Genomic DNA, 22,864 nt, shown 5'->3' with positions numbered 1-22,864 from the left:
CGAGTGGGGGCGGGAATGCCGGAAGTGCAGGGTCCGACGGCCGGGGGCGGCAGGAACCGCTATGACGCGATCGTGGTCGGCAGCGGCCTCGGCGGCCTGTCCGCCGCGGCCTACCTGGCCGCCGACGGGCGCAGCGTGCTGGTACTCGAACAGCACGACGTGGCCGGCGGCAACGCCCACGTCTTCCGACGCCGGCGCAAGTACGAGTTCGACGTCGGCACCCACTACGTCGGCGACTGCGGCCCGGACGGGATGCTCCCGGCGATCCTGTCCGGACTCGGCGTCCGCGACCGGGTGGCGTTCCGCCCGATGGACAACGAGCAGGGCTTCGACCGGATCATCACCCCCACCGCCACCCTGGACGTGCCGGCCGGCTGGTCGGCCTACCGCGACCGGCTGCGCGCCGCGCTGCCCGAGGAGGCCGAGGGGATCGACCGCTTCGTCCACCTCTCCGAGGCGGTGGCCGCGGCCACCCGGGAGGCCCTGCTCGGCCGGCACCTGGTCGACCTGTTCCGCGAGTCCCCGGACACCATGCGCTGGGCCCGCCGGGCCCGCACCCTCGCCGACGCCCTGGACCACTGCCGCCTCTCCCCCAAGGGCCGTACGCTGCTCGCCGCCCAGGCCGGCAACTACGGCACCATGCCGGACGGCATCGCCTTCGCCGATCACGCCGCCATGATCGACCACTACATGCGCGGGGCGTACTACCCGGAGGGCGGCGGACAGGTCCTGGTGGCGGCCTTCGTCGAGGCCCTGGAAGCCCATGGCGGCGAGCTGCGCACCCGCTGCGAGGTGCGCCGGATCCTGATCGACCAGGGCCGCGCCACCGGCGTGGAACTCGCCGACGGCACCCGGATATCCGCCCCCCTGGTGATCTCCAACGCCGACTACCGCCGCACCGTGCTCGACCTGTGCGGCGGCGAGCGGGCCTTCCCCGCCGACGTGGTCGAGCGCACCCGCGAGGCCACCACGCGCGGCTCCATGGTCGCGGTGTACGTCGCCCTCGACACCGAGCTGTCCGGCCTGCCCAACGCCAACATCTGGTGGCACGGCAGCGACGACATGGAGGCCGCGCACGCCGCGACGCTCGAGGAGTGGGAGCGCCGCGGCACGGTGGACGAACTGCCCCAGCTGATGTTCTCCTTCGCCTCCCAGAAGGACCCGGGCGCGACCGCGGTCTGCCCGCCCGGCCACACCAACTTCCAGGTGCTCACCCTCAGCCCGCCCGGATACGGCTTCTGGGGCGTCCGGGGCGGCCCGGCGGACGGCGTCCGCTACCGCCGCGAAGCCGCCTACCAGGCCCGCAAGCAGCAGCTCACCGAGCTGATGGTGGCCGGCGCCGAGAAGGTGATCGGCCCCTTCCGGGACCGCGTCACCCACCTGGAGACCGCGACCCCGCTCAGCCACGAGCGCTACGTCCTCAGCTCCGGCGGCACCCCGTACGGCATGGCCGACTGGGGCAACGGCAACCAGCGGCCCGACGTGCGCACCGACGTCGAGGGCCTCTTCGTGGTCGGCCAGAGCACCCGCTACGGCAGCGGCCTGGCCGCCGTCGCCGGCGGCGGCACGGTCGCCGCCGGGCAGATCCTCGGCCGCCCGCTGCTGAACGAGGTGCTCGCCGGGACGGTGCTCGGCGACCCCGCCCGGCTGCCCGACCGAGGTCCGGGCTGGGACCCCCTGCTGGTCTCCCGCGGCCTCGCCCGCCGGCGCGCCAAGGGCCTCGCCCGGATCGGCTGAACCTCCCCTCCCGCCCTCGCCCCACCAGGAGCAGTGTTCCCATGACCAGTGCCACCACGGCAGACACCGCCGCCCCGGGTGTTCCGACCGCCGCCGCGCCGACCTTCTCCGTGGTCTCCGGCGCCCAGGTGCACGAGGCCCTCCACGGCCACGAGCAGGACGTCATCGCCACCGTCGAGGCCGCCTACCGGCTGCACGGCGAGGGGCGGACGGTCAACCCGGACTCGTACTTCCTGCGCTTCCCGGACCGTCCCGCCGACCGGATCATCGCCCTGCCCGCCTCGGTCCAGGGCGAGGTCGGGGTGCACGGCGTCAAGTGGATCTCCAGCTTCCCGGGGAACGTCGCGGCCGGCCTGCCCCGCGCCTCGGCCGTGCTGATCCTCAACGACGAGCGGACCGGCTACCCCTTCGCCTGCCTGGAGAGCTCGATCATCAGCGCGGCCCGCACCGCCGCCTCCGCCGCCCTGGCCGCCGCCCGGCTGGCCGACGCCCGCGGCGAACGCCCGCGCCGGGTCGGCTTCTTCGGCGTCGGGCTGATCGCCCGCTACATCCACACCTACCTCGCCGCCAACGGCTTCGAGTTCACCGAGGCCGGCATCCACGACCTCTCCGCCGAGCACGCCCACGGCTTCGCCGACTACCTGCGCCGGGCCGAGGGCGAGGAGCTGGCGGTCACCGTCCACGAGAAGCCCGAGGACCTGGTCTGCTCCGCCGACCTGGTCGTCTTCGCCACCGTGGCCGGCGAACCGCACGTGACCGACCCGGACTGGTTCGCCCACCACCCGCTCGTGCTGCACGTCTCGCTGCGCGACCTCTCCCCGGAGATCGTCCTCGGCGCCTGGAACGTGGTCGACGACATCGACCACTGCCTGAAGGCCGGCACCTCCCCGCACCTGGCCGAACAGCGCGTCGGCAACCGGGAGTTCGTGGCCGGCACGCTGTACGACGTGCTCACCGGGGCGATCACCCCGCCCGCCGACCGCCCGGTGGTCTTCTCCCCGTTCGGCCTCGGCGTGCTCGACCTGGCCGTCGCCAAGCACGTCTACGACCGCGTCCGGGCCGCCGAGGGGCTGCACACCGTCCCGGACTTCTTCCACGAGCTCAAGCGCTACGGCTGACCCGCGCCACCGGACGTCCCTCGGCGGACGCCCGGTGACCCGACGCCCGCCCCGGACGCCCGCCCCGCACCCGGGGCGGGCGTCCGTCGTCCGCCCCCGTCCCCGCGTCAGTCCCCGCGCCCGTCCCCGCGCCCGTCCCCGTCAGCAGCACGTCAGTTGAGCGTCAGCAGCCGGGGCGGAGAATCACCCCATGAGATCCTTTGCCACCCTGGCCGAGTTCACCGAGGCGACCGGCGAGCACCTCGGCTACAGCGACTGGCTCGAAGTCACCCAGGAGAACGTGGACCGGTTCGCCGGCGCCACCGGCGACCTCCAGTGGATCCACGTGGACCCCGTACGCGCGGCCGGTGGACCGTTCGGCGCCACCATCGTCCACGGCTACATGACGCTCGGCCTGCTGCCCGCGATGATGCGCGCGATCTTCGAGATCGAGGACGTCACGATGGGCGTCAACTTCGGCCTGGACAAGGTCCGCTTCCCGCACCCGGTCAAGGTCGGCGCCCGGGTCCGCGGCGGCGCCCGGGTGACCAGCGTCCGGGAGACCCCGGTCGGCCACCTGGCCGCGGTGCGGATGACCGTGGAGATCGAGGGCGAGTCCCGCGCGGCCTGCGTGGCCGACACCCTCTCGCTCTTCCTCGCCGACCCAACCCCCGTGGACGAAGAGGGGAGTTAGTACTACCGATTTCCACCTCCCGCCGCCCCCAGAATGGTCTCCACGGCCACCACGGCCGGGCAACGCGAAGGCACCAGAGAGGAGCGTGTCCATGGACCGCACGATGCAGCTCGGGGCGGACCCGGCACCCGTCGAGATCAGGGGCTTCTCCGCCTCCGCCGGATTCATCGGGCTGGGGCGCGCGTTGACGCTCTGCTGGCTCTCGGCCGCCGCATTCGGCCGCTCCCTGGGGCTCTCCACCGCGATCTCCCTGGTCGGCCGGGGCCTCGGCCTGGTGCCCCGGTCGATGGAGCGGGTGCGCGCCCTGGCGGCCCGCCAGCGCGCGCTGGCCGAGGACTGGTCGGGCGTCCGCATCCCGGGCCCGCCCGGGCCGCTGCCGCCCGCCCCCGAGGGCGCCTCCGGGGCCGTCGCCCGCTACCGCTGGATCCTGAGCGACCCGCAGACCAAGCGGGAGTTCACCTGGGTCCTCACCGACCCGATCGTCGGCGGCCTGCTCGCCTTCGGCCCGATCGCCCTGGTGCTCAGCGGCTTCTGGGGCATCTTCCTGGCCTTCTTCGGCGTCCCGCTGTCGCTCGAGTGGGACGGCCTCTGGTACCAGTTCATCCCGATCGACGGCCAGGCCACCGCGGTACTGGCCGGCGTGCTCGGCCTGCTCCAACTCCCGCTCGCCCTCTGGGTCGCGCCACGGGCCGTGCGCAAGCACGCCCTCTACACCCGCTCGATGCTCGCCCCGAGCGAGCAGGAGCTGATGGCCAGCCGGATCGAGCACCTCACCACCACCCGCAGCACCGCGGTGGACACCCAGATGGCCGAGATCCGCCGGATCGAGCGCGACCTCCACGACGGCGCCCAGGCCCGCCTGGTGGCGATGGGCATGACCCTGGACGCCGCCGAACACCTCCTGGAGACCAACCCGGACGCGGTCCGCGCCCTGCTGATCGAGGCCCGGGAGTCCTCCTCCAAGGCCCTGGAGGAGATCCGCAACCTGGTCCGCGGCATCCACCCGCCGGTCCTCGCCGACCGCGGACTCGCCGACGCGGTCCGGGCGCTGGCGATGGTCTGCCCGGTCCCCACCGAGGTCGCGGTGGACCTCCCCGGCCGCCCGGAGATGCCCGTCGAGTCCGCCGCCTACTTCGCCATCTCGGAGATCCTCACCAACGTCTCCAAGCACTCCCACGCCGACCGCGCCTGGATCGACATTCGGTACGATCACGGCATGCTGCGCATCACCGTCACGGACACCGGACGCGGCGGCGCGGACGCCACCCGCGGCACCGGTCTGCGCGGCATCGAACGACGGCTGGCCACCTTCGACGGTGTCCTCGCCGTCAGCAGCCCCGTCAACGGCCCGACCATGGTCACCATGGAGCTCCCGTGCGCATTGTCCTCGCCGAAGACCACTTCCTCCTGAGGGACGGCCTGATCCGCCTCCTCCAGGCCTACGGCCACGAGGTCGCCGCCGCCGTCGACAACGGCGCCGACCTCCTCCGCGCCCTCACCGACCACCAGCCGGACGTCGCCGTCGTCGACGTCCGGCTCCCCCCCAACTTCACCGACGAGGGCCTGCGCGCCGTCCTCACCGCCCGCCGCACCACCCCCGACCTCCCCGTCCTCCTCCTCTCCCAGTACGTCGAACCCCTCTACGCCCGCGAACTCCTCGCCAGCGGCGGCCGCGGCGTCGGCTACATGCTCAAGGACCGCGTCACCAACGGCTCCCAGTTCCTCGACTCCATCCGCCGCGTCGCCGACGGCGGCACCGCCATGGACCCCGAGGTCATCTCCCAGCTCCTCGTCCGCAAGGAACGCGACGAATCCGTCGCCGCCCTCTCCACCCGCGAACGCGAAGTCCTCGAATGGGTCGCCCAGGGCCGCTCCAACGCCGGCATCGCCCAAGGCCTCTTCATCACCGAGAAGGCCGTCGCCAAACACATCAGCAACATCTTCACCAAGCTCAACCTCCTCCCCACCGACGGAGACAACCGCCGCGTCCTGGCCGTCCTCGCCTACCTCGACCAGTGACCCCCGCCCCGGAGCACCCCAGAAGGCCCGGCCAGCTCAGCTGACCGGGCCTTCCACCTGCTGGGCCGCCTTCGGGACCCGAACCCGCGCCCCCCGACCTGGCCGCTCAGCCGGCCGGGCTCGTGCGCCGGGCGCTCACCAGGCCGTGCAGCGCCCGACCCGACCAGGCCCCGAGCACTCCCTGGAGCAGAGCGACCAGCAGCGTCACGGCCAGGATGAGCCAGCCGGTGGGCGGCAGGCCGGCGAGGGCGGCCGCGACCCGGGCCGTCGCGAGCACCGGCTCGGCGTCGATCGACCGCAGGGCGAGGGGCAGGGCCCAGCCGAGGGCCGCCGCCACCCCTGCGCACAGGACCCCCGTCCCGGCACGCGCCGACCGGAGCGACCCCCATGTGCCGACGACCCCGCCGACGACGAACGGCACGAACCACAGGTGCGCCGCGGTGCCCAGGGCGACGAGCAGCACGCCCCCGCCCGATGCGGCCAGCACCGCACGGGCACGGGGAGCCCCGGCCCGGCCGGCCGGCCGCTCCCGGGTGCCCGTGGGCATCGCGGATCCGGCCCGGGTGTCGATCTCGCCCATCAGCTCAGCCCTTCGCTCGCAGTGTCCACAACGCCCCGGCCTTCGCCTGGTCGTCCGCCCACGGCATGGGGCGCAGCTTGTCGTTCCACCAGTCCTCGACGAAGTTCCGGTACCACGGGGAGGCCGGGTTCTCGCTCTGGCCGCCCGGGTAGACCGCCGAGGCCGAAGCCGACCCCGGGCCGGTCCAACCGACCACCATCCGCCAGCTCGGTCCGAACGACGAGTTCATGCCGCCCTCCGCGGCGTTCACCGTCCAGCGGTCGCCCGGAGCCGGGTCCGGGCCGTGGCCGAGACCGCCCGCCCCGCTGATCGCCGGGATCTCCCTGGTGTGCAGGCGACCCCAGTTCCAGCCCGTCTGATCCTTGCCGAGCTTGGTCCGCAGGTCGCCGACAGCACGCTCGAAGGCGGTGCGCATCGCGCTGCTCGCGGTGCCGGTCCGGCCCGGCGGGCTGAAGGCGGCGTTCCCCGGGTCGCCCAGTGTCCAGGCCTCCAGGTCCTCGTCGAGGCTGGGCAGTCCGGCCGACACCTTGAGGTTCGGATGGGAGCCGACCGGCACCTTCGCGTCGTCCCACCAGGGCTGGAACACCTCCGAGAGGTAGTCGTTCCAGAAGGTCCACCAGATGCTCGCGGCGGCCGAGGACTCGGTCATCCGGTGGTCCCACCCGGTCAGCCGGGCGAGTGCGCCGCGCTGGTCGTCGTCCAGCGGGGCACCGCGCAGCGCCGCTTCGAGCTGCGGCACGATCAGCGTCGAGAGGTGGTCGGTGACATCGCCCTGGAGGGTGCCGAAGTCGGCGGCCGTCAGACCGGTCCGGCCCTCCAGGCTCTCGTACACCTGATCGGCGCGGTAGCCGTTGTCGAAGTACAGGCTCGTACCGATGTAGTACGGGTAGTCGCCGGAGACCGGCCGCTGGTTGGTGGTCGCCAGGACGTGTCCCGGCGGGTTGTGGGCCTGCGGCGTGGCCGCGTACGGAATCACTCCGGCCAGGTCGTCCTCGCCGGTCCCCGGCAGCGGCAGCCACGGCTCGCCGGCCTTGACGACCGGGAAGTACCCGGCGGACACCACGCCGATGTCGCCCTGCCCGTCGGCGTAGCTGAAGTTGAGGGTCGGCGCGTGCCAGTCCTGCAGCGCGTCGCGGAACTGCTGGTAGTTCTGGGCCTTGTCGACCGCGATGATCGCCTTGAGCGACCGGGAGACGTAGTTGCCCATCCAGGTGACCGAGGTGGTCCTGCCGTCCTCGGTCGACACCACCGGGCCGTGGACGGTGAGGTCGACGTCGAGCGGCACGGCGGCGCCGGCACGGACCGGAATGGTGTAGTGCACCTGCTGCATCTGCTGCCAGGCGCCCTGCCAGTAGTACTGGTGCGGCCGGTCGGGGCTGGTCCGCTCGTCGTAGAAGAGGTTCGACTGGTTCTGCTCGGACGTCATCGACCAGGAGATCTGCGCGTTGCGCCCGACCACGACCCCCGGCAGCCCGACCAGGCTCGCACCCGACGCCGTGGTCGTCGGCGCCGACAGCGCGATCTGGAACCAGAACGACGGCAGGGTGAGGTCCAGGTGCGGGTCGCCCGCGAGCAGGGACGCGCCACCGGCGACCGACGGCCCGTTCGCCACCCAGGAGTTGCTGTCGGGGTAGGTGTGGATCTGGGTGGACGGCAGCTGCTGGAGCCTGGCCAGCAGGCTGTCGGCCGCGCCGAGGGCGGCGGGAGACGCGGTCCGGCCGTCGTCCGCGGGATCGGCCGCCGCGGGGGCCGGACCGCCGGCCGACCCGGCGGCGTTGACGTTGCCGTCGGCCGGCAGCGGATCGACCCCCAGGTCCTGGTACGGCCCGACGTCGTAGGGCCGTTGGGCGTCCGCGGGCAGCACCGGGAAGAAGGCCTTGGTCCGCTCCGGTCCCAGCGAACCGTTCAGCACCCGGTAGTCGAGCGGCTGGGTGGTGAAGCTGAGCACCTGGGACAGCAGTCCCTGGACCGCCAGGCTGTCCACCGGCGTCCAGTCCCGGGGGTAGACCCCGGTCAGCGTGAAGACGGCCGGCCAGGAGCCGGTGGCGCGCAGTTCCTTGAGCCGGGCGTTCACGCCCCGGCTGAAAGCGTCCAGCGCCTGCCCGTCCGGACTGTCCGGCGGGGTGGCCCGCAGCGTCGCCTGAGCGGTTCGCAACAGCCCGGTCTGCAGTTCGAAGGTGTCGGAGGCGACTCCGCCGGGCCCGTTGAGCTCCGCCAGGCTGCCCTCGGCGGTGCGCCGTTCGAGGTCCAACTGGCCCAGCCGGAAGTAGGCCTGGACGTAGCCCTGGGCCAGGAAGAGGTCCTCGTCGGTGCTCGCGCGCACCGTGGGCACTCCGCCGGTGTCGAAGGAGACGGTGGCCGGCGCGTGCATCCCGGGGAGGTCGATCGTCCTCGACCCGACCGGGAGGGCGTCGGCGGCGGGGTCCCAGATCCCCGTGCCGGGATCGAGCACCACCCCCAGCGGGGGAACGGCTCCGGTACCCAGGCCCAGGAACGCCATCACGAGCAGCGAGACCGCAACCGCGGACGCGGCGTTGGCACGCCTGCGGAACGAACCGCCCTTCGGCGCAAACCTGCTGAGTGTGAGCATGCGAAGGAACGTATCGCCAGGCCTACGGCGGGGCCTGTCACCAGAACCCGGTACGACCGGCCGTCGGCCGCGCTGGATACCGTGCGGACCAGCGGGCCGCGACCGGCCGGTAGCGCGCCGTCCGAGCACAGGGGGAAGCGGATGCAGATCACGGTCACCGACCGGCCGGATGCCGGAATCTTCACCCGACTCGGCCTTCCCGCGCCGGCGTTCTGGCGGAGCGAGCTGGACCGGTTCCACCTGGTGCAGCGTCGCGGCGGCGCGGACGTCCACTACCTGGTGGCGCGTGACGGGCGGGGGGCGACCGTCGGACTGCTGCCGGTCTACCTGGCCTCGCCGCCGTGGGAGGCGGTCGTCGACCCGGCGCTGATCCTCGGCACGGCCGCGCCGGAGCCACCGGCCACGGGCAGCCCGAGCAGGCTGTGCCTGGCCGGCTCGGGCGGGGCCTACGGGAACCACCTGGTGGTGGGGGCGTCGGTCGCCGATCCCGCGGCCGTGGCGGTGGCCCTGGTGGAGCGGGCCCGCGCACTGGCCGCGGACGCCGGCTGCCGGCAGGTCCTGCTCCCGCACCTGGACGAGGTGCAGTCCTCCTGGCTGGACGGGTGCCTCGCCACCGCGCTCGCCACGGGCGTGCGCGAGAAGGCCGTCCTGCCGGTGCTCTGGGACTCCTTCGACGAGTACCTGGCATGGCTGTCGGTGAACGGGCGCCGAAGGGTGCGCCTCGAACGACGCGCGTTCCTGGAGGGCGCCGTCGAGGTGCGCGAGGAGTCCTTGCCGGAGCTGGCCGCCGCCCTGGCTCCCCTGGCCGCCCAGACCGAGCACCGGTACGGCCACGACATCACCGTCGAACAGGTCGAGTTCTACCTGACGATGCTCGGGATGGACCTCGACTGCGTCACCCTGGTGGCCTACCGGGACGGCCGGCCGGTCGGCTTCTCGCTCACCATCGACCGCGGGGACCGCTGGATCATGCGCTCCTGGGGCTGTGACTACGCGTCACCGGGCCCCGAGCCGCTCTACTTCAACATGGTCTTCCACGAGGTGATCAGCCGGGCGATCGAACGCCGGGTCCCGCTGATCGACTTCGGCGTGGGCAGCCTGACGGCCAAGACCCAGCGCGGCTGCCGCCCGGAACCGCTCCGCTCGGTGCTGATACCGGCCGGACTGTAGCGCGAACCGGGGACGGTCCCGTCACCGCCACCGCGGGATAGCGTCCCCGGCAGGGACCTTCGCTACCACCGGGAGACGCACGCGATGGCGCAGGACAGCGACCACGACCGGCCCGACCACCTGGTCAGACTCGACTCCGGCTGGGGGATCTGGCGCCTGGGGGTGCTCCGCTCGGCGGGCCTGCCCCTCTCCCTGCTGGACCGGTTCGCGGTCACCGGGGAGCTCGACCGGTCGCCCGGGCCGGAACGCGACGCCGCGGTACGGCGGATCGACATGGACGCGGTGAACGCCGCGCTCGCCGACGACACCCTGGTGTCGGCGATGACCTGGCAGAACCCCAAGGCGGTCCGCGACTGGGTGGCGGCCCACCGCACCGCGCTGCGCGCGGGCCCGACGGCCTTCACCGCCCGCCGCCGGGACACCCGGAGCAGCGCCGTCGCCCGCTACGCCCAGCGGTACTGCGCCAAGAACGAGTCCATCGGGTTCTTCGGCCCGGTCGCCTGGGCACGCTTCGACGACGGGCCCACCCGGATCACCGGTAGCGGGGAGCTGATCAGACGGACGATCAGCTACGAGGTGTGGGCGCTCAAAGCCGTCGCGCAGGCGTGGAACGAGGACCCCGAGCTCCTGCCGCACCTGCCGGTCCGGCTCGATCCGGCCTGCGCGCCGGACGGCGACACGGTGCGCCGTCCGCACCGCCCGCCGGTGCGGCTGGACGAGGCGGCCGCGCGCCTGGTGGAGCGGCTGGGCGAGGCGGGCTCGGTCGGCGAACTGGCCGACCTGGTCGGCCGGCCGCCCGCCGAGACCTTCGCCGGACTGAAGACCCTGCACGACCAGCGGATCGTGCAACTCGGTTTCCTGGTACCGCTGCACGAGAGGCCCGAGGAACTGCTGCGGGCCCAGGTCCGCCAGGTGCCGGACGACCGGGTCGCGAAGCGACTGCTGGACCGGCTGGACCGGCTGGACCGGGCCAGGGCGGTGCTGACCGCGGCGGCCGACCCCGACGCCCTGCTCGCCGCGCTGGCCGGGATCGACCACGCCCTCGCCGAGGCCGCCGGCGAGGCCGGGCCCGGCCAGGACGCCGCGCCCCGCGAACACGCGCGCTTCGGCCGGCGCACGCCGGTGTACCACGACTGCCGCCGGGACCTCGACGCCACGATCGGCCCCGCCGAACTGGACGACCTCGCCGGACCGCTGGGCCTGCTGCTGGACAGCGCGAGCTGGCTGGCCCGCCAGGTCGGCGAGGCGGTCGAGGAGGGACTGCTGGAGCGCTACCGTTCGCTCGCCGCGACCCGCGGCCGGGTGACACTGAGCGAGCTGCAGTTCGCCGCGGCCGACCTGCTGTCCGGCGGCGGCCCCGGGGTGGCGGAGGCGGTCACCGACTTCCAGCTGCGCTGGGCCGAGATCCTCGACCCGGCCGGCGCCGCGGACGACGTCCTGACGGTCGACGCCGGCCGGGCCCGCGCCCTGGCCGACGCCCTCTTCCCCGGCGGGACACCGCGCTGGTCGGCCGCCCGGCTGCACAGCCCGGACGTGATGATCGCCGACACCCCGGCCGGGCCGCGCTGGGTGATCGGCGAGCTCCATGTCGCGGTCAACACCATGGAGAGCCGGCTGTTCGCCACCCAGGCCGACGACCGGAACGAGCTGGTCGAGTCGGTCCGGGCCGACTGGCCCGGCGGCCGGGTGGTCCCGGTGTACCCCACGGACGGGGCTCTGGTCAGCTCGCGGACCTACCCGCCGCCCGCGCTCGACCCGCCGGGGCTGTTCCACTACTGGTCGTACGGCACTGACGACGGCCACCCCAGCGGGGCGTCCAGCACGCCGGCCGCGGCCATGGTGGTGCTGGAACAGGACGGCGAGCTGGTGGCCGGCGCCGGCGACGCCGGTTGGACCGCCCCGGTGCTGGAGTGCTTCGGCGAGTTCGTGAGCGCGCTGGCGGCCGACCTGTTCCAGATCCTGCCGCCGGCGGAGCGCACTCCCCGGGTGGTGATCGGCGACGTCACGGTCGCCCGGGCGAGCTGGCGCTTCGCCCTGGCGGACGTCCCCGCGGGCGCCACCCGCGCCAAGGACGTCGGGCACGACCGGCTGCGGGCCTGGGCGGCGGCGCAGGGCATGCCGCGGCACGTCTTCGTCCGCACGCCCCTGGAGCGCAAGCCGTTCTACGTCGACTGGCACGCGCCGCTCCTGGTGGAGAACCTGGGCCGGCTGGTGCGCAAGATGCGGGCCGAGGGGACCGGGGGCTGGATCAAGGTGGCCGAGATGCTGCCCGCCCCGGACCAGCTCTGGCTGACCGACCCGCACGGGCGCCGGTTCACCTCGGAGCTGCGTCTGGTGGCCGTCGATCCGGCGCCCGCACCGGACGTGCTCCGTCCACCGCGCTGAGTCCGGCCCACACCTCCGAGCCGCCAACTGACCTGGCCGGTCGCCGGTTTCAGCGACACGACACCTCCGGAGCACCGACCGTAGCGTCCTCGGAGTGCGGTCCTTCGATCAGGGGAGTCTGTCAGTGCTGGATACGGATGATGCCGTCGCGGTGATCGGACTGGCCGCCAGGGTGCCGGGCGCGCGGGACGTCGAGGAGTACTGGTCGAACCTCGTCCAGGGCCGGGAGTCGGTCACCGAGCTCACCGAGGCGCAACTGCTCGCCGCCGGTGTGACGCCGGAGGCGCTCGCCGATCCCGACTACGTCAGGGCCGCCGCGATGATCGCCGACGCCGAGTACTTCGACGCCCGGCTGTTCGGCATGACCCGGCGCGAGGCCGAGACCTGCGACCCGCAGATCAGGCTCTTCCTGGAGGTCGCGCACTCGGCCATCGAGAACGCCGGCTACGACCCGGCGGCCGTCGACGCCGGCGTCGGCGTCTTCGCCTCCTCCGGTCCGCCGTTCTACGCCGAACAGCACCTGCTGCCGCATCCGGAGATCGCGGGCTCCCCGGTGTCCGGCCTGATGTCGCTCAACCACGGCGGCTACGTGGCCACCACGGCCTCCTACAAGCTCGATCTGCGCGGCCCCAGCATCACCGTGCAGACCGCCTGTTCGAGCACCCTGGTCGCGCTGCACCAGGCCTGCCAGTCGCTGCGCGTCGGCGACTGCGACATGGCCGTGGTCGGCGGCGCCGACGTGGAGTTCCCGTTCGGCCACGGCTACCGGTGGACCCCGGGCGGAGTGCTGTCCAAGGACGGGCACTGCCGTCCGTTCGACGCCCGGGCCACCGGAACGGTCTTCGGGGCGGGCGCCTGCGCCGTGGTGGTCAAGCGCCTGTCCGACGCACTGGCGGACGGTGACCACGTCAGCGCGGTGATCAGGGGCATCGCCCTCAACAACGACGGCGCGCAGAAGGTCAGTTTCAGCGCGCCGAGCAAGTCGGGCCAGACCGCTGTGATCATGGAGGCCATGGCGCTGGCCGGCCTGCTGCCCGAGGACATCGGGTACGTCGAGGCCCACGGCACCGGCACGGACCTCGGGGACTCCATCGAGGTGGCCGCGCTGGCCGAGGCGTACGCCGGCCTCGCGGGCGACCGGGGGACCGCCGGCGGCTGCGCCATCGGCTCGGTCAAGGGGAACATCGGGCACCTCGGCCCGGTGGCCGGGATGGCGGGTTTCATCAAGGCGGTGCTGTCGCTGGAGCGCGAGCAGCTCCTCCCGACCGCGAACTTCAGCGCCCCCCACCCACGGCTCAACCTCGGGGCGACCCCGTTCCGGGTCCAGGACCGGCTGGAGCCCTGGCCGAGGGATCCGGACCGGCCCCGGCGCGCGGCGGTCAGCTCGATGGGGATCGGCGGGACGAACGTCCACCTGGTGCTGGAGGAACCCCCCGTGCGGCCCGTGGCGGCCCCGGCCGACGACCCCCGGGTGGTGCTCTGGTCCGCCTCCTCCGTCGAGGCCGAGCGGGAGGGCCGCGAGCGGCTGGCCGAGTTCTTCTCCCGCTGCGGGGAGCACGGATTCGCGGACTCCGTGGCGACCCTCCAGCACGGCAGGGCCGGCCACCCGGTCCGGGCCGCCGCCGTCTGCTCCAGCGCGGGTGAAGCGGCCTCGGTGCTGCGCACCGGCTCCGGCGGACGCGTCGTCACCCCCGGTCGGCCGACACCGTCGCCGCTCCCGGTGACCATGCTCTTCCCCGGCCAGGGCACCCAGCAGGTGCGGATGGCCCACGGCCTCTACCGGGCGGTGCCCGCCTTCGCCCGCGCGCTCGACGGCTGGTTCGACCTGCTCGACCGCCCCGACCTGCCCCTGCGGGACTGCTGGTCCGGTGCCGAGGGAACGGACGTCGACGACACGCTGTTCGCCCAGCCACTGCTGTTCGCCGTCGAGGCCTCGCTCGCCCAGCTGTGGCAGCAGGCCGGGATCCGCCCGACCGCCGTACTGGGGCACAGCATCGGTGAACTCGTCGCCGCCACGGTCGCCGGGGTGTTCACCCCCGCCGACGCGGCCGCGCTGGTGGTCGCCCGGTCCCGCGCGATGAGCGAGCACTCGGCCGGCGGCGGGATGCTGGCCGTGGCCTGCACCGAGGACGCGCTCACCGGCCTGCTGCACGGCGCCGTCGGCGTCGCCGCGGTCAACGCCCACGACCGGGTCGTCCTGGCCGGACCGGTCGGGGACCTCCAGGCGACGGCTGCCGCACTCACGGCGCGCGGCATCCCGGCCAGACCGCTGCGCGCCTCCGGCGCCTTCCACACCCGGATGCTCGGTGCGGCCGGCCCCGCCTTCGAGCGCGCCTTCGCCGGCGTGACCTGTCGACCGCCGGCCGTCCCGCTGTACTCAGCCGCCACCGGCCGCCCGGTCTCCGCCGAGGAGGCGACCGACCCGGCCTTCTGGGCACGGCAGTTGACCGAGCCGGTGCGCTTCGCGGACGCGCTGGACACGCTGTTCGAGGGCGACGGGGGCGTCCTGCTGGAAACCGGGCCCGGCCAGGTCCTCAGTGGGCTGGTCCGCCGCCATCCCGCCTTCGACGCGGAGAAGTTCACCGTCGCCACCACTCTGCCGAAACACGGCGGTGACGACCGGGCGGACCTGGAGTCCCTGCTCACCGCCGCCGCCCGGCTGTGGACCGCCGGGCACGGCCTCGACTGGGAGCAGCTCGGGCAGGCCCCGCTCCGGCAGCGGGTGCCGGTGCCCGGCTACCCGTACCAGCGCGAGCGGTTCTGGATCGACCCGCCGGTGCCGGCCGCGGTCCCCGCGCCCGCGCCATCGACCCCGGAAGCCCGGCCCGACTCCGCGGCCACGGCCACGGCCACGGCCACGGCTCCGGCTCCGGCTCCGGCTCCGGCTCCGGCTCCGACGACGCCCTTCTCGGAGGTGCGGTGGTTCCCCGCCCCGGCCGCCCCGGCCGTCCCGGCCCCGGCCGGATCGACGGCCCTGGTCTTCCTGCCGGAGGACCCGGACCGCGCGCTCGACATCGTGCTGGCCCTGCAACAGGCCGGGTACCGCACCATCCGGGTCCGGCCCGCCGACGCGTACCACGGCACCGGCGGCGAGTTCGGAGTGCGCCCCGGCGCGGCCGAGGACGTCCGCCGGGTCTTCGAGGAGCTGGCGGAGCGGGGAACGGACCCCGACCTGCTGGTGCACGCCGTCGGCACGGCCGGCTGGTCGCCGAGCTCCACCAGGAACGTCCAGGACCAACTCGACCGGTCGTTCTACGGTCTTCTCGCGGTGATCCAGTACGGCCTCCGCACCGGCGGAGCCGGTCGGCTGCCCGGACTGCTCACGCTGGTGACGGGCGCCGTCGACGTGTCGGGCGCAGACCCGGTGGAACCGGTGAAGGCGGCACTGCTCGGCACCATGCGCACCATCGCCGCCGAAGTACCTTGGCTCAGCGCCAAGTTGGTCGACACATCGGCGAACACCCCGGTCGAGGAGCTGCGCGAGGAGCTCGGCCGCACGGACGCACCGGTGGTCGCACTGCGCGGCCGGGCGCGCTGGCTCCCCCGCGAGCAGCCGCTCACGGTCCGGCCGGGACAGCAGCAGGCGCTCCGCCAGAACGGGGTGTACGTCATCACCGGCGGACTCGGCGGACTCGGCCTGGAGACGATGCGGCGGCTGGCCGCGACCGGCACCTGCCCGAGGATCGGCCTGCTCGGCCGCACCCTGCCGGCCGAGGGCCCGGAACGCGACCGGCTCCTCGCGGAGGGCGACGAGTGGACGACCCGCGTGACGGCCGCGGTGCGGGAGGCGGTCGCCCTCGGCGCCCAGGTCAGGCCGGTCCGGTGCGACATCGGCGACGTCCGGCAGGTGCGGCGCGCCTTCGACGTCGTCGCCGCCCACTACGGCCCCGTCAACGGACTCCTCCACCTGGCCGGGGTGGCCGGCGACGGCATGCTGCAGGTCCGCCGTCCCGAGCAGGCCGCGGAGGTGCTCCGCGCCAAGGTCACGGGCACCCTCGCGCTCGCCGAGGTGCTGGCCGGCCGGCCCGCCCTGGACTTCGCCGTGTTCTTCTCCAGCCGGGCCGCGGTCGACGGTCTGGTGGGCAGCGGCGACTACGCCGCCGCCAACGCGTTCCTCGACCTGTACGCCCGGACCGCGGGCCTGCCGGCCGCGCGGGTGCTGAGCGTCAACTTCCCCAGCTGGACCAAGGTCGGCATGGCCAGCCGGTCCCCGATGCCGGACGACGGCTCCGTGGGGATCGATCCCGCGGTGGGCACCGAACTACTGCTCTCCCTGCTGCACGCACGGACACCGGAGCAGGTCGCGGTGCGGCCCTTCGTGAACGGCGGCCCCGTGCCGCTGCCGAAGCCGGCGGACGCGGCGGCCGGCCCCGAACCGGACGGGCGGCCGGCGGCGGAGACGGCCCGAACCCCGCAGGCATCACAGGCGTCCCAGGCACCACGGCCGTCGCAGCCACCGCACGCGTCACCGGCCACGCCCGCACCGCGGGCAGCCCCGGCCCCCGGCGGCGAACGGCCGGTCCTCGATCGGATGCGGGAGCTCTGGACGCGCACGCTCGGCACCGAGGCCATCGGGCTGGAGGACGACTTCTTCGACCTCGGCGGCGACTCCCTGGCCGCGGTCAACCTCATGGCGCAGGTCCGGGACACCTTCGGCGTGGAGCTCAGCATCGCGCTCCTCTTCGAGGCACCGACCCTGTCCGACCTCGTCGAACTCCTCGAACAGCAGACCACCGGCCGAGTCAAGGAAGGCACTCCGTGATGTCGAAGAGCGGGTATCCCCCCGCAGCCTGGAACAGGACCGACCACCCGTTCCGTTCCGACGCCGTGATCACCCAGCTCCTGACGGAGGCTGCCGACCGGTATCCCACCGCCCCCGCGATCGTTGTCGGTGAACGGACGGTCCACACCCACGCCGAGCTCCGGGCGGCCGCGAACAGGCTCGCGCACCTGCTCGTCGACGAGCTCGGCGTGACCGTCGGCGACCACGTGGCCGTCGTCGGCCGGCACCGGCCGGAGACCGTGGTGGCACTCCTCGGCGTCGCGCTCACCGGCGCGACGTACGTACCGGTGGACCCGCAGTGGCCGACCGACCGGCTGAGCCACGTGCTGACCTCGACCGGGGCCCGCTGTCTCCTGGGCACCTCCGAGGACCTCACCGACCTGGACCGGCTCGCCGCGGCGGTCGGTGCGCTGACCGACTTCGTGGCCCTGGACGTCACCGGCGAGACGCCCGCCCGCTCCCCCCGGGACCGGATCCTGCGGCAGCGGAAGTCGGCCCGCCCGGCCACCGCGCACCCGGACGCCGAGGCCGCCGCGGACCGGACGAGCCGACTGGTGCTGGCCGAACGGCCGGCCTCGGTCCTCGAACTCGGCTTCGGCCCGGGCACGCTGCTGCACCGACTGGCGCCGAGCGTCGACCTCTACGCCGGAATCGACACCGACGAGGACGCGGTCCGGGCCGGTAACGCCTGGGCGGCGGAACGGGGCCTGTTCGTCGACCTGGTGCGGGGGGACGCCGACGAGGTCGCCACCCTGCTCCCCGGGAGCTACGACGCGGCCGTCATCGCCGACGCCGGCCACCGCTTCGGACGGGACGGCTACCTGTACCCCCTTCTCGACGCACTGGCCGCGGTCGTCCGGCCCGGCGGCCGGGTCGTGCTGGCCGACCTCCTGCCGCCGCCCGGAGCACCCGAGGGGTCGGGACTCACCGTCGACTCCCTCCGGTCACTGCTCGGCACCGCGTGGTCCGCACCCGGGGACGCGGACCCGGCCCCGTCCCGGGACGTCGTCCTGTGCCGCACCACGGCCGACCCGGCGACAGCCGCTCCGGACTCGCCGCCGCCCGCCGAAGCGCTGCCGCGGGTCTGGACCGGTCGGCACGTGCTCCGGCAGCCCGCCACCGAGCTGCCGACCGGGGCCCGCCCCACGGACACGGCCTACGTGATCTTCACCTCCGGATCGACCGGCCGGCCCAAGGGCGTCGCCGTGGCGCACAGCGCGCTGGTCAACGTCGTCCAGTGGGTGAACGACACCTTCGCGGTCGGCCCCGGCGACCGGATGCTGCTGACCAGCTCCTTCTGCTTCGACCTGTCCGTCTACGACGTGTTCGGCATCCTGGCCGCCGGCGCCTCGATCCGGATCGCCGCCGACGACGAGCTCGCCGAGCCCGCCCGGCTGGCCCACATCCTCGCCACCGAGCCGATCACCTTCTGGGACTCGGCGCCGGCCATGCTCGCCTGGGTGCTGCCCTTCCTCGACGCGGCACCGGCCCGCACCCCGCCGAGGGCGCTGCGACTGGTGTTCCTCAGCGGTGACTGGATCCCGGTGTCCATGCCCGACGAGATCCGCGCGGCCTTCCCCCAGGCGCAGGTCATCGCCCTGGGAGGGGCCACCGAGGCGGCGATCTGGTCGAACTCCTACCCCGTCCGCCGGGTCGACCCGGACTGGCCGAGCATCCCGTACGGGCGACCGATCCACAACGCCCGCTACTACGTGCTGGACGAGCGGTGCGAGCAGACGCCGATCGACGTCGCCGGCGACCTCTACATCTCCGGAGACTGCCTGGCTCTGGGCTACCACGGCGATCCCGCCCAGACCGCCCGGCGTTTCGTGCCGGACCCCCGGACGGTCGGCGGGCGGATGTACGCGACCGGCGACCGGGCCCGCTGGCGGCCCGACGGGCAGTTGCAGTTCCTCGGCCGGTCCGACAACCAGGTCAAGATCCGGGGGTTCCGGGTCGAGCTCGGTGAGATCGAGTCCGTCATGGCGGCACTCGATCCGGTCCGGGCCGCCGTGGTGGTGGCCCCCGAACGGGGCGGCTCCCGCTCACTGGCGGGGTTCTACACCTGTCGCGAACCCGGCCTGGATCCCGAGCAGATGCGGGCGGCGCTCGCCGACCGCCTGCCCGGATACATGCTGCCGGCCCGGCTGAGCCTGCTGGACGAACTCCCGCTGACGCCCAACGGCAAGGTGGACCGGGCCGCGCTGGCCGAACTGGCCGGCACCCTGCCGGGCACCGCCACGGAGGTGGCGCATGCGTGAGGACGGCGACGGCGACCCGGTCGCCGCCCGGGTCAGCGCCGCGTGGACCGCCGCGCTGTACGGATCCGATCCGCGCGGCACGCCCCTCGACCCGGGCGAGCGCTTCCTGGCCGCCGGCGGGCACTCCCTGGCCGCGGCCCGGCTGATCGCCCGACTGCGCACCGACCTGGCCGTCGAGCTGCCGGTCTCGGTGATCCTCCGCGACGACCCGCCACTGACCGAACTCATCGACCTGGTCGGCGACCTGGTCGCGCGGCGGTCCGACGAGGCCGCGCCCCCCGGCGACACGCCTCCGCCGCTCTCCACCGACGTGGCCGGCGCGCCCCGGTCGGCACGGCTCGCACCGAGCATGCGCCGGGTGTGGACCTGGCACCGGCTGCACCCCGAATCCCCGGCGTACAACGTGGTGCGGGTGCTCGAAGTCGCCGACCGGATCCAGCCGGCCGCGCTGCGCGCGGCCCTGGCCGACCTGACGAACCGTCACGAGACGCTGCGGTGCTCGGTGGTGGAGCCGAGCCCGGCCCGGCCCGAGCTGTCGGTCGACGACCAGGTCACGGTGCCGCTCTCGGTCGACGTGGTGCGGAGCCCCGACGGCGACCCCGCCGAAGCGGTCGACGCGGCACTGCGCCGCACCGCCGACCGGCCCTTCCCGATGGATGCGGCACCGCTGTGGCGGGTCGGCCTGGTGTACGCCCCGCAGGCAGGACGGTCCTGGCTGATCCTGGTGATGCACCACCTGGTCTCCGACCTGCGGGCCTCGGACCTCGTGCTGGCCGACCTCGCGCAGGCGTACCGCGCCCGCGCCGGCGGCCGCGCACCCGAGTTCGCCGGGCCGGCGCCGAGCCTCCTCGACCACCTGGCCCACGAACACGGCCTGGTGGACACCCCGCGGTGGGAGGAGCAGCTGGACTGGTGGGCCCGGCGGCTCGCCGGCAGCCGGGCGGCCCGGCCGCTGCCGCTGTCCACCGCGGCACCGGCGGAGCGGACCCACCGGGCCACCACCCACACCGTCGAACTGCCGCCCCCGGCCTCCGAAGCGGTCGACCGGGCACTGCACGAGCAGGGACTGACCCCGGCGCTCTACTTCCTGACGGTGGCGAACGCCGTGCTCGGCGCCTGGCGCGGCGAGGACCGGACCGCGGTGGTCGGCCTGCCCAGCGCGCGGATCAACCGGCCCGACGACGAGCGGCTGGTCGGCTTCCTGCTCGACACCCTGCCGCTGCCGCTGCCGACCGACCGCGGGCGGAGCTTCACCGACGCCTGCCGGACCGTGCGCGACGTCTACGCCGGTGCCGCCGACCACGCGCTCCCCGCCTACGACGACATCGTGGACCGGCTCCGGCTGCCGCGCGCCCCCGGTTCCGACAGCCCGCTGATCGAGCTCTGGTTCAACGACCTGACCCGGGCCTCGCCCCCGCCCTCCTTCGGCGGTCACACCGCGACCGAGTACGACCTGCCGCCCGCCTGGGCGCTGTTCGGCCTCAGCCTCTACCTGCACCGCGGACCGACCGGCTTCCGCCTGCACCTGGTCGCCCCGCTCGGTGCCGTCGAGCCGGCGGACCTGGCCGCACTGGCCGAGCAGATCGTGCGGACCGCGACCCGGGCGGCCCTCGACCCGACGGCCTCGCTCGGCGAGCTGCTCGAACCGCCGGCCGGACCGGACGGCGCGGCCGGGCACCCCGGCGGTGCGAGCGCGGTGGAGAGCACGGTGGACCTGGTCCGCCGGCACGCCGCCCGGCGGCCCACCGCGGTGGCACTGACCGACCGGGCCGGCACGCTCGACTACCGCTCGCTGGACGCCCGGATCGACGAGGTGGCGGCGGAGCTCGCCCGCACCGCCGGGTCGAGCGCGGTCGTCGCGATCCCGGCCGCCCGGGACCGCTGGTTGGCGATCCGCCTGCTGGCCTGCTGGCGGGCCGGGGCCACCGCCGTGCTCATCGACGCCAAGTGGCCGCGGCGGCGGCGCGAGCGGGCCCTGGAGATCGCGGCGGTGACGCACGCGTTCCCGTGGTCGGGCGACGGCCCGGCGCAGCCCGTGCCGCACTCCGCTCCCCCGCTCGACGGCGGTCCGAGCGGCCCGGCCTACGTGCTCTTCACCTCCGGCACCACCGGCGACCCGCTCGCGGTCCGGGCGCCCGCCGACCGTGCCGACGCGGCGCTCGCGGACCTCGTCGAGCGCCTGGGCGTCGGTCCGGCGGACCGGGTGTCGATGCTCAGCGGGCCCGCGCACGACCCGGTGCTCCGCGACCTCGGCGTGGCGCTGCGGGCCGGCGCCACGGTGTGCGTGCCACCGCCGGAGCTGGTCGCCGACCCCGCGCGGCTGGGCTCCTGGCTGCGCCGGGAGCGGGTGTCCGTCACCCACGCCACCCCGGCGATGCTGGCGCTGGTGCTGGGCGCCGACCCGGACCCGCTGCCCGACCTGCGCGCCGTGGTGTCCGGCGGCTCACCGCTGTCGGCGGCCACGGTGGGGCTGATCCGCGCCCGGGCGGCCGGGGCCGTCGTCCTGAACGGCTACGGCTGCACCGAGACCCCCCAGCTCGTCATCGCCCACGAGATCGGGCCGGACCAGCCGGTGCCGCGAACGGCGCAGGTCCCGATCGGCGAACCGCTGCCCGGCCGCCGGGTCGAGCTGCGCACGACGGACGGCCGCCGGTGCGACGTCGGGCAGGTGGGAGAACTGTGGGTCGCCGGACCGCACATCGCGGACGGCTACCTCGGGGCCGCGGGCCCTGACCGCTTCGGCGCCGACGAGACCGGTCTGCGCTGGCTGCGGACCGGCGACCTCGCCCGGCGCGACGCCCGGGGCCGGCTGCACCTCGGTGGCCGCCGGGACCGGCAGACCCTCGTCAACGGCCACCGGGTGACGCTGGAGGAGATCGAGTCGGCGGCGCGCGGCCACGCCGGCGTCACCGAGGCGGTCGCCGAGGTCGTCGGCGCGGGCGGGAGCCAGTCCCTGCGGGTGTGGGTGCAGCGGTCGGCGCGGGCGCAGGTCACCGGGGACTCGGTGCGGGCCCACCTGGAAGCGGTGCTGCCACCGACCGTGGTACCGGCCCGGGTGCTGGTGGTGGACCGCCTGGAGCTGTCCGGGAACCTCAAGCCCGTGGCTCCCGGCAGCGTGCCTCCCCCGGTCGGCGACCCGGCCGGGACGACCGCGGACCGACGGGTCCGGGACCTGGCCGGATCCGTGCTGGGGCGGCCGTTCGACCCGGCGGCGAACTTCTTCGACGCCGGGTTCACCTCGGTCTCGCTGCTGCAGCTCAGTGCCGAGCTGGCCGAGCTGCTGGGTCGCCCGGTGGACCCGATCGCGCTGTTCGACCACCCGAACCTGAACGCCCTCACCGCGTTCCTGGTCGCCGGCCCGGCGGACCGGCCCACCGCCGTACCGCCGCCCAGCGGCCGGTCGGACCGGTCCGACCGGTCCGACCGGCTGGCCGGGATCCGGGCCCGCCGCCGGCAGGCACGCGCCGTGGCCCGGCCCCCGGTCGCCCCGGCCGGTGACGCCACCGAGTGAGCTGACAGCACTGCGCGCCGCGAGCCCCCTCCGGGGC

The 22,864-nt window shown here is 74.5% G+C and carries 12 protein-coding genes; 10 read left to right on the top strand and 2 right to left on the bottom strand.

The window, feature by feature from the left end; translation table 11 throughout:
- The first annotated feature begins 15 nt into the window (after nt 1-15).
- The 5 genes from ACFWIS_RS30795 (at nt 16) to ACFWIS_RS30775 (ending at nt 5,547) form a co-directional block, all read left to right on the top strand.
- The gene (locus ACFWIS_RS30795; protein ID WP_380461883.1) at nt 16-1,737 is read left to right on the top strand and encodes a phytoene desaturase family protein; all 1,722 of its coding nucleotides are present in this window, start codon (nt 16-18) and stop codon (nt 1,735-1,737) included.
- A 41-nt stretch (nt 1,738-1,778) separates the two neighbouring features.
- On the top strand, nt 1,779-2,855 hold the full coding sequence (sbnB, locus tag ACFWIS_RS30790; protein WP_380461882.1) for a 2,3-diaminopropionate biosynthesis protein SbnB: 1,077 nt from the start codon (nt 1,779-1,781) through the stop codon (nt 2,853-2,855).
- Nucleotides 2,856-3,045: 190 nt separating this feature from the next.
- Nucleotides 3,046-3,528, top strand: a complete 483-nt coding sequence (locus ACFWIS_RS30785; RefSeq protein ID WP_380461881.1) for a MaoC family dehydratase — start codon at nt 3,046-3,048, stop codon at nt 3,526-3,528.
- A 91-nt stretch (nt 3,529-3,619) separates the two neighbouring features.
- Nucleotides 3,620-4,939: a sensor histidine kinase gene (locus ACFWIS_RS30780; protein ID WP_380461880.1), complete on the top strand. Its 1,320-nt coding sequence runs from the start codon at nt 3,620-3,622 to the stop codon at nt 4,937-4,939.
- On the top strand, nt 4,903-5,547 hold the full coding sequence (locus ACFWIS_RS30775; RefSeq protein WP_380461879.1) for a LuxR C-terminal-related transcriptional regulator: 645 nt from the start codon (nt 4,903-4,905) through the stop codon (nt 5,545-5,547). The genes ACFWIS_RS30780 and ACFWIS_RS30775 overlap by 37 nt, the downstream gene beginning before the upstream one ends.
- Nucleotides 5,548-5,653: 106 nt before the next feature.
- On the opposite strand, the gene ACFWIS_RS30770 is transcribed toward ACFWIS_RS30775, so the two are convergent.
- Both ACFWIS_RS30770 and ACFWIS_RS30765 read right to left on the bottom strand, forming a co-directional pair.
- Nucleotides 5,654-6,127, bottom strand: a complete 474-nt coding sequence (locus ACFWIS_RS30770) for a hypothetical protein (protein ID WP_380461878.1) — start codon at nt 6,125-6,127, stop codon at nt 5,654-5,656.
- 4 nt (nt 6,128-6,131) lie between these two features.
- Nucleotides 6,132-8,717: a penicillin acylase family protein gene (locus ACFWIS_RS30765; protein ID WP_380461877.1), complete on the bottom strand. Its 2,586-nt coding sequence runs from the start codon at nt 8,715-8,717 to the stop codon at nt 6,132-6,134.
- Between the two features lie 141 nt (nt 8,718-8,858).
- Here ACFWIS_RS30765 and ACFWIS_RS30760 point away from each other — a divergent pair, with 141 nt between their 5' ends.
- From ACFWIS_RS30760 to ACFWIS_RS30740, 5 genes are all read left to right on the top strand, one after another.
- Nucleotides 8,859-9,887 carry a GNAT family N-acetyltransferase gene (locus ACFWIS_RS30760; protein ID WP_380461876.1) on the top strand — a complete coding sequence of 343 codons (1,029 nt, stop codon included), beginning with the start codon at nt 8,859-8,861 and terminating at the stop codon, nt 9,885-9,887.
- Between the two features lie 84 nt (nt 9,888-9,971).
- The gene (locus tag ACFWIS_RS30755) at nt 9,972-12,272 is read left to right on the top strand and encodes a lantibiotic dehydratase (RefSeq protein ID WP_380461875.1); all 2,301 of its coding nucleotides are present in this window, start codon (nt 9,972-9,974) and stop codon (nt 12,270-12,272) included.
- Nucleotides 12,273-12,396: 124 nt separating this feature from the next.
- On the top strand, nt 12,397-17,034 hold the full coding sequence (locus ACFWIS_RS30750; RefSeq protein ID WP_380461874.1) for an SDR family oxidoreductase: 4,638 nt from the start codon (nt 12,397-12,399) through the stop codon (nt 17,032-17,034).
- A gap of 65 nt (nt 17,035-17,099) precedes the next feature.
- Nucleotides 17,100-19,316 (top strand): amino acid adenylation domain-containing protein, encoded by a 2,217-nt coding sequence (locus tag ACFWIS_RS30745; protein ID WP_380524060.1) that lies wholly within the window; start codon nt 17,100-17,102, stop codon nt 19,314-19,316.
- Entirely contained in the window at nt 19,309-22,827 is a 3,519-nt protein-coding gene (locus ACFWIS_RS30740; protein ID WP_380461872.1) for an AMP-binding protein, read from the top strand. The genes ACFWIS_RS30745 and ACFWIS_RS30740 overlap by 8 nt, the downstream gene beginning before the upstream one ends.
- Nucleotides 22,828-22,864 lie beyond the last annotated feature (37 nt).

This window comes from Kitasatospora sp. NPDC127060 (assembly GCF_042724935.1).
Taxonomy (GTDB): Bacteria; Actinomycetota; Actinomycetes; order Streptomycetales; family Streptomycetaceae; genus Kitasatospora.
This window is presented reverse-complemented; position numbering and strand designations above follow the sequence as displayed.

Excerpts from the sequence above, each read along its gene's own strand:
- ACFWIS_RS30740 (WP_380461872.1), top strand. The coding sequence starts at position 19,309 with ATGCGTGAGGACGGCGACGGCGACCCGGTCGCCGCCCGGGTCAGCGCC.
- ACFWIS_RS30780 (WP_380461880.1), top strand. The coding sequence starts at position 3,620 with ATGGACCGCACGATGCAGCTCGGGGCGGACCCGGCACCCGTCGAGATC.
- ACFWIS_RS30795 (WP_380461883.1), top strand. The coding sequence starts at position 16 with ATGCCGGAAGTGCAGGGTCCGACGGCCGGGGGCGGCAGGAACCGCTAT.
- ACFWIS_RS30760 (WP_380461876.1), top strand. The coding sequence starts at position 8,859 with ATGCAGATCACGGTCACCGACCGGCCGGATGCCGGAATCTTCACCCGA.
- ACFWIS_RS30770 (WP_380461878.1), bottom strand. The coding sequence starts at position 6,127 with ATGGGCGAGATCGACACCCGGGCCGGATCCGCGATGCCCACGGGCACC.
- sbnB (WP_380461882.1), top strand. The coding sequence starts at position 1,779 with ATGACCAGTGCCACCACGGCAGACACCGCCGCCCCGGGTGTTCCGACC.
- ACFWIS_RS30765 (WP_380461877.1), bottom strand. The coding sequence starts at position 8,717 with ATGCTCACACTCAGCAGGTTTGCGCCGAAGGGCGGTTCGTTCCGCAGG.
- ACFWIS_RS30755 (WP_380461875.1), top strand. The coding sequence starts at position 9,972 with ATGGCGCAGGACAGCGACCACGACCGGCCCGACCACCTGGTCAGACTC.
- ACFWIS_RS30785 (WP_380461881.1), top strand. The coding sequence starts at position 3,046 with ATGAGATCCTTTGCCACCCTGGCCGAGTTCACCGAGGCGACCGGCGAG.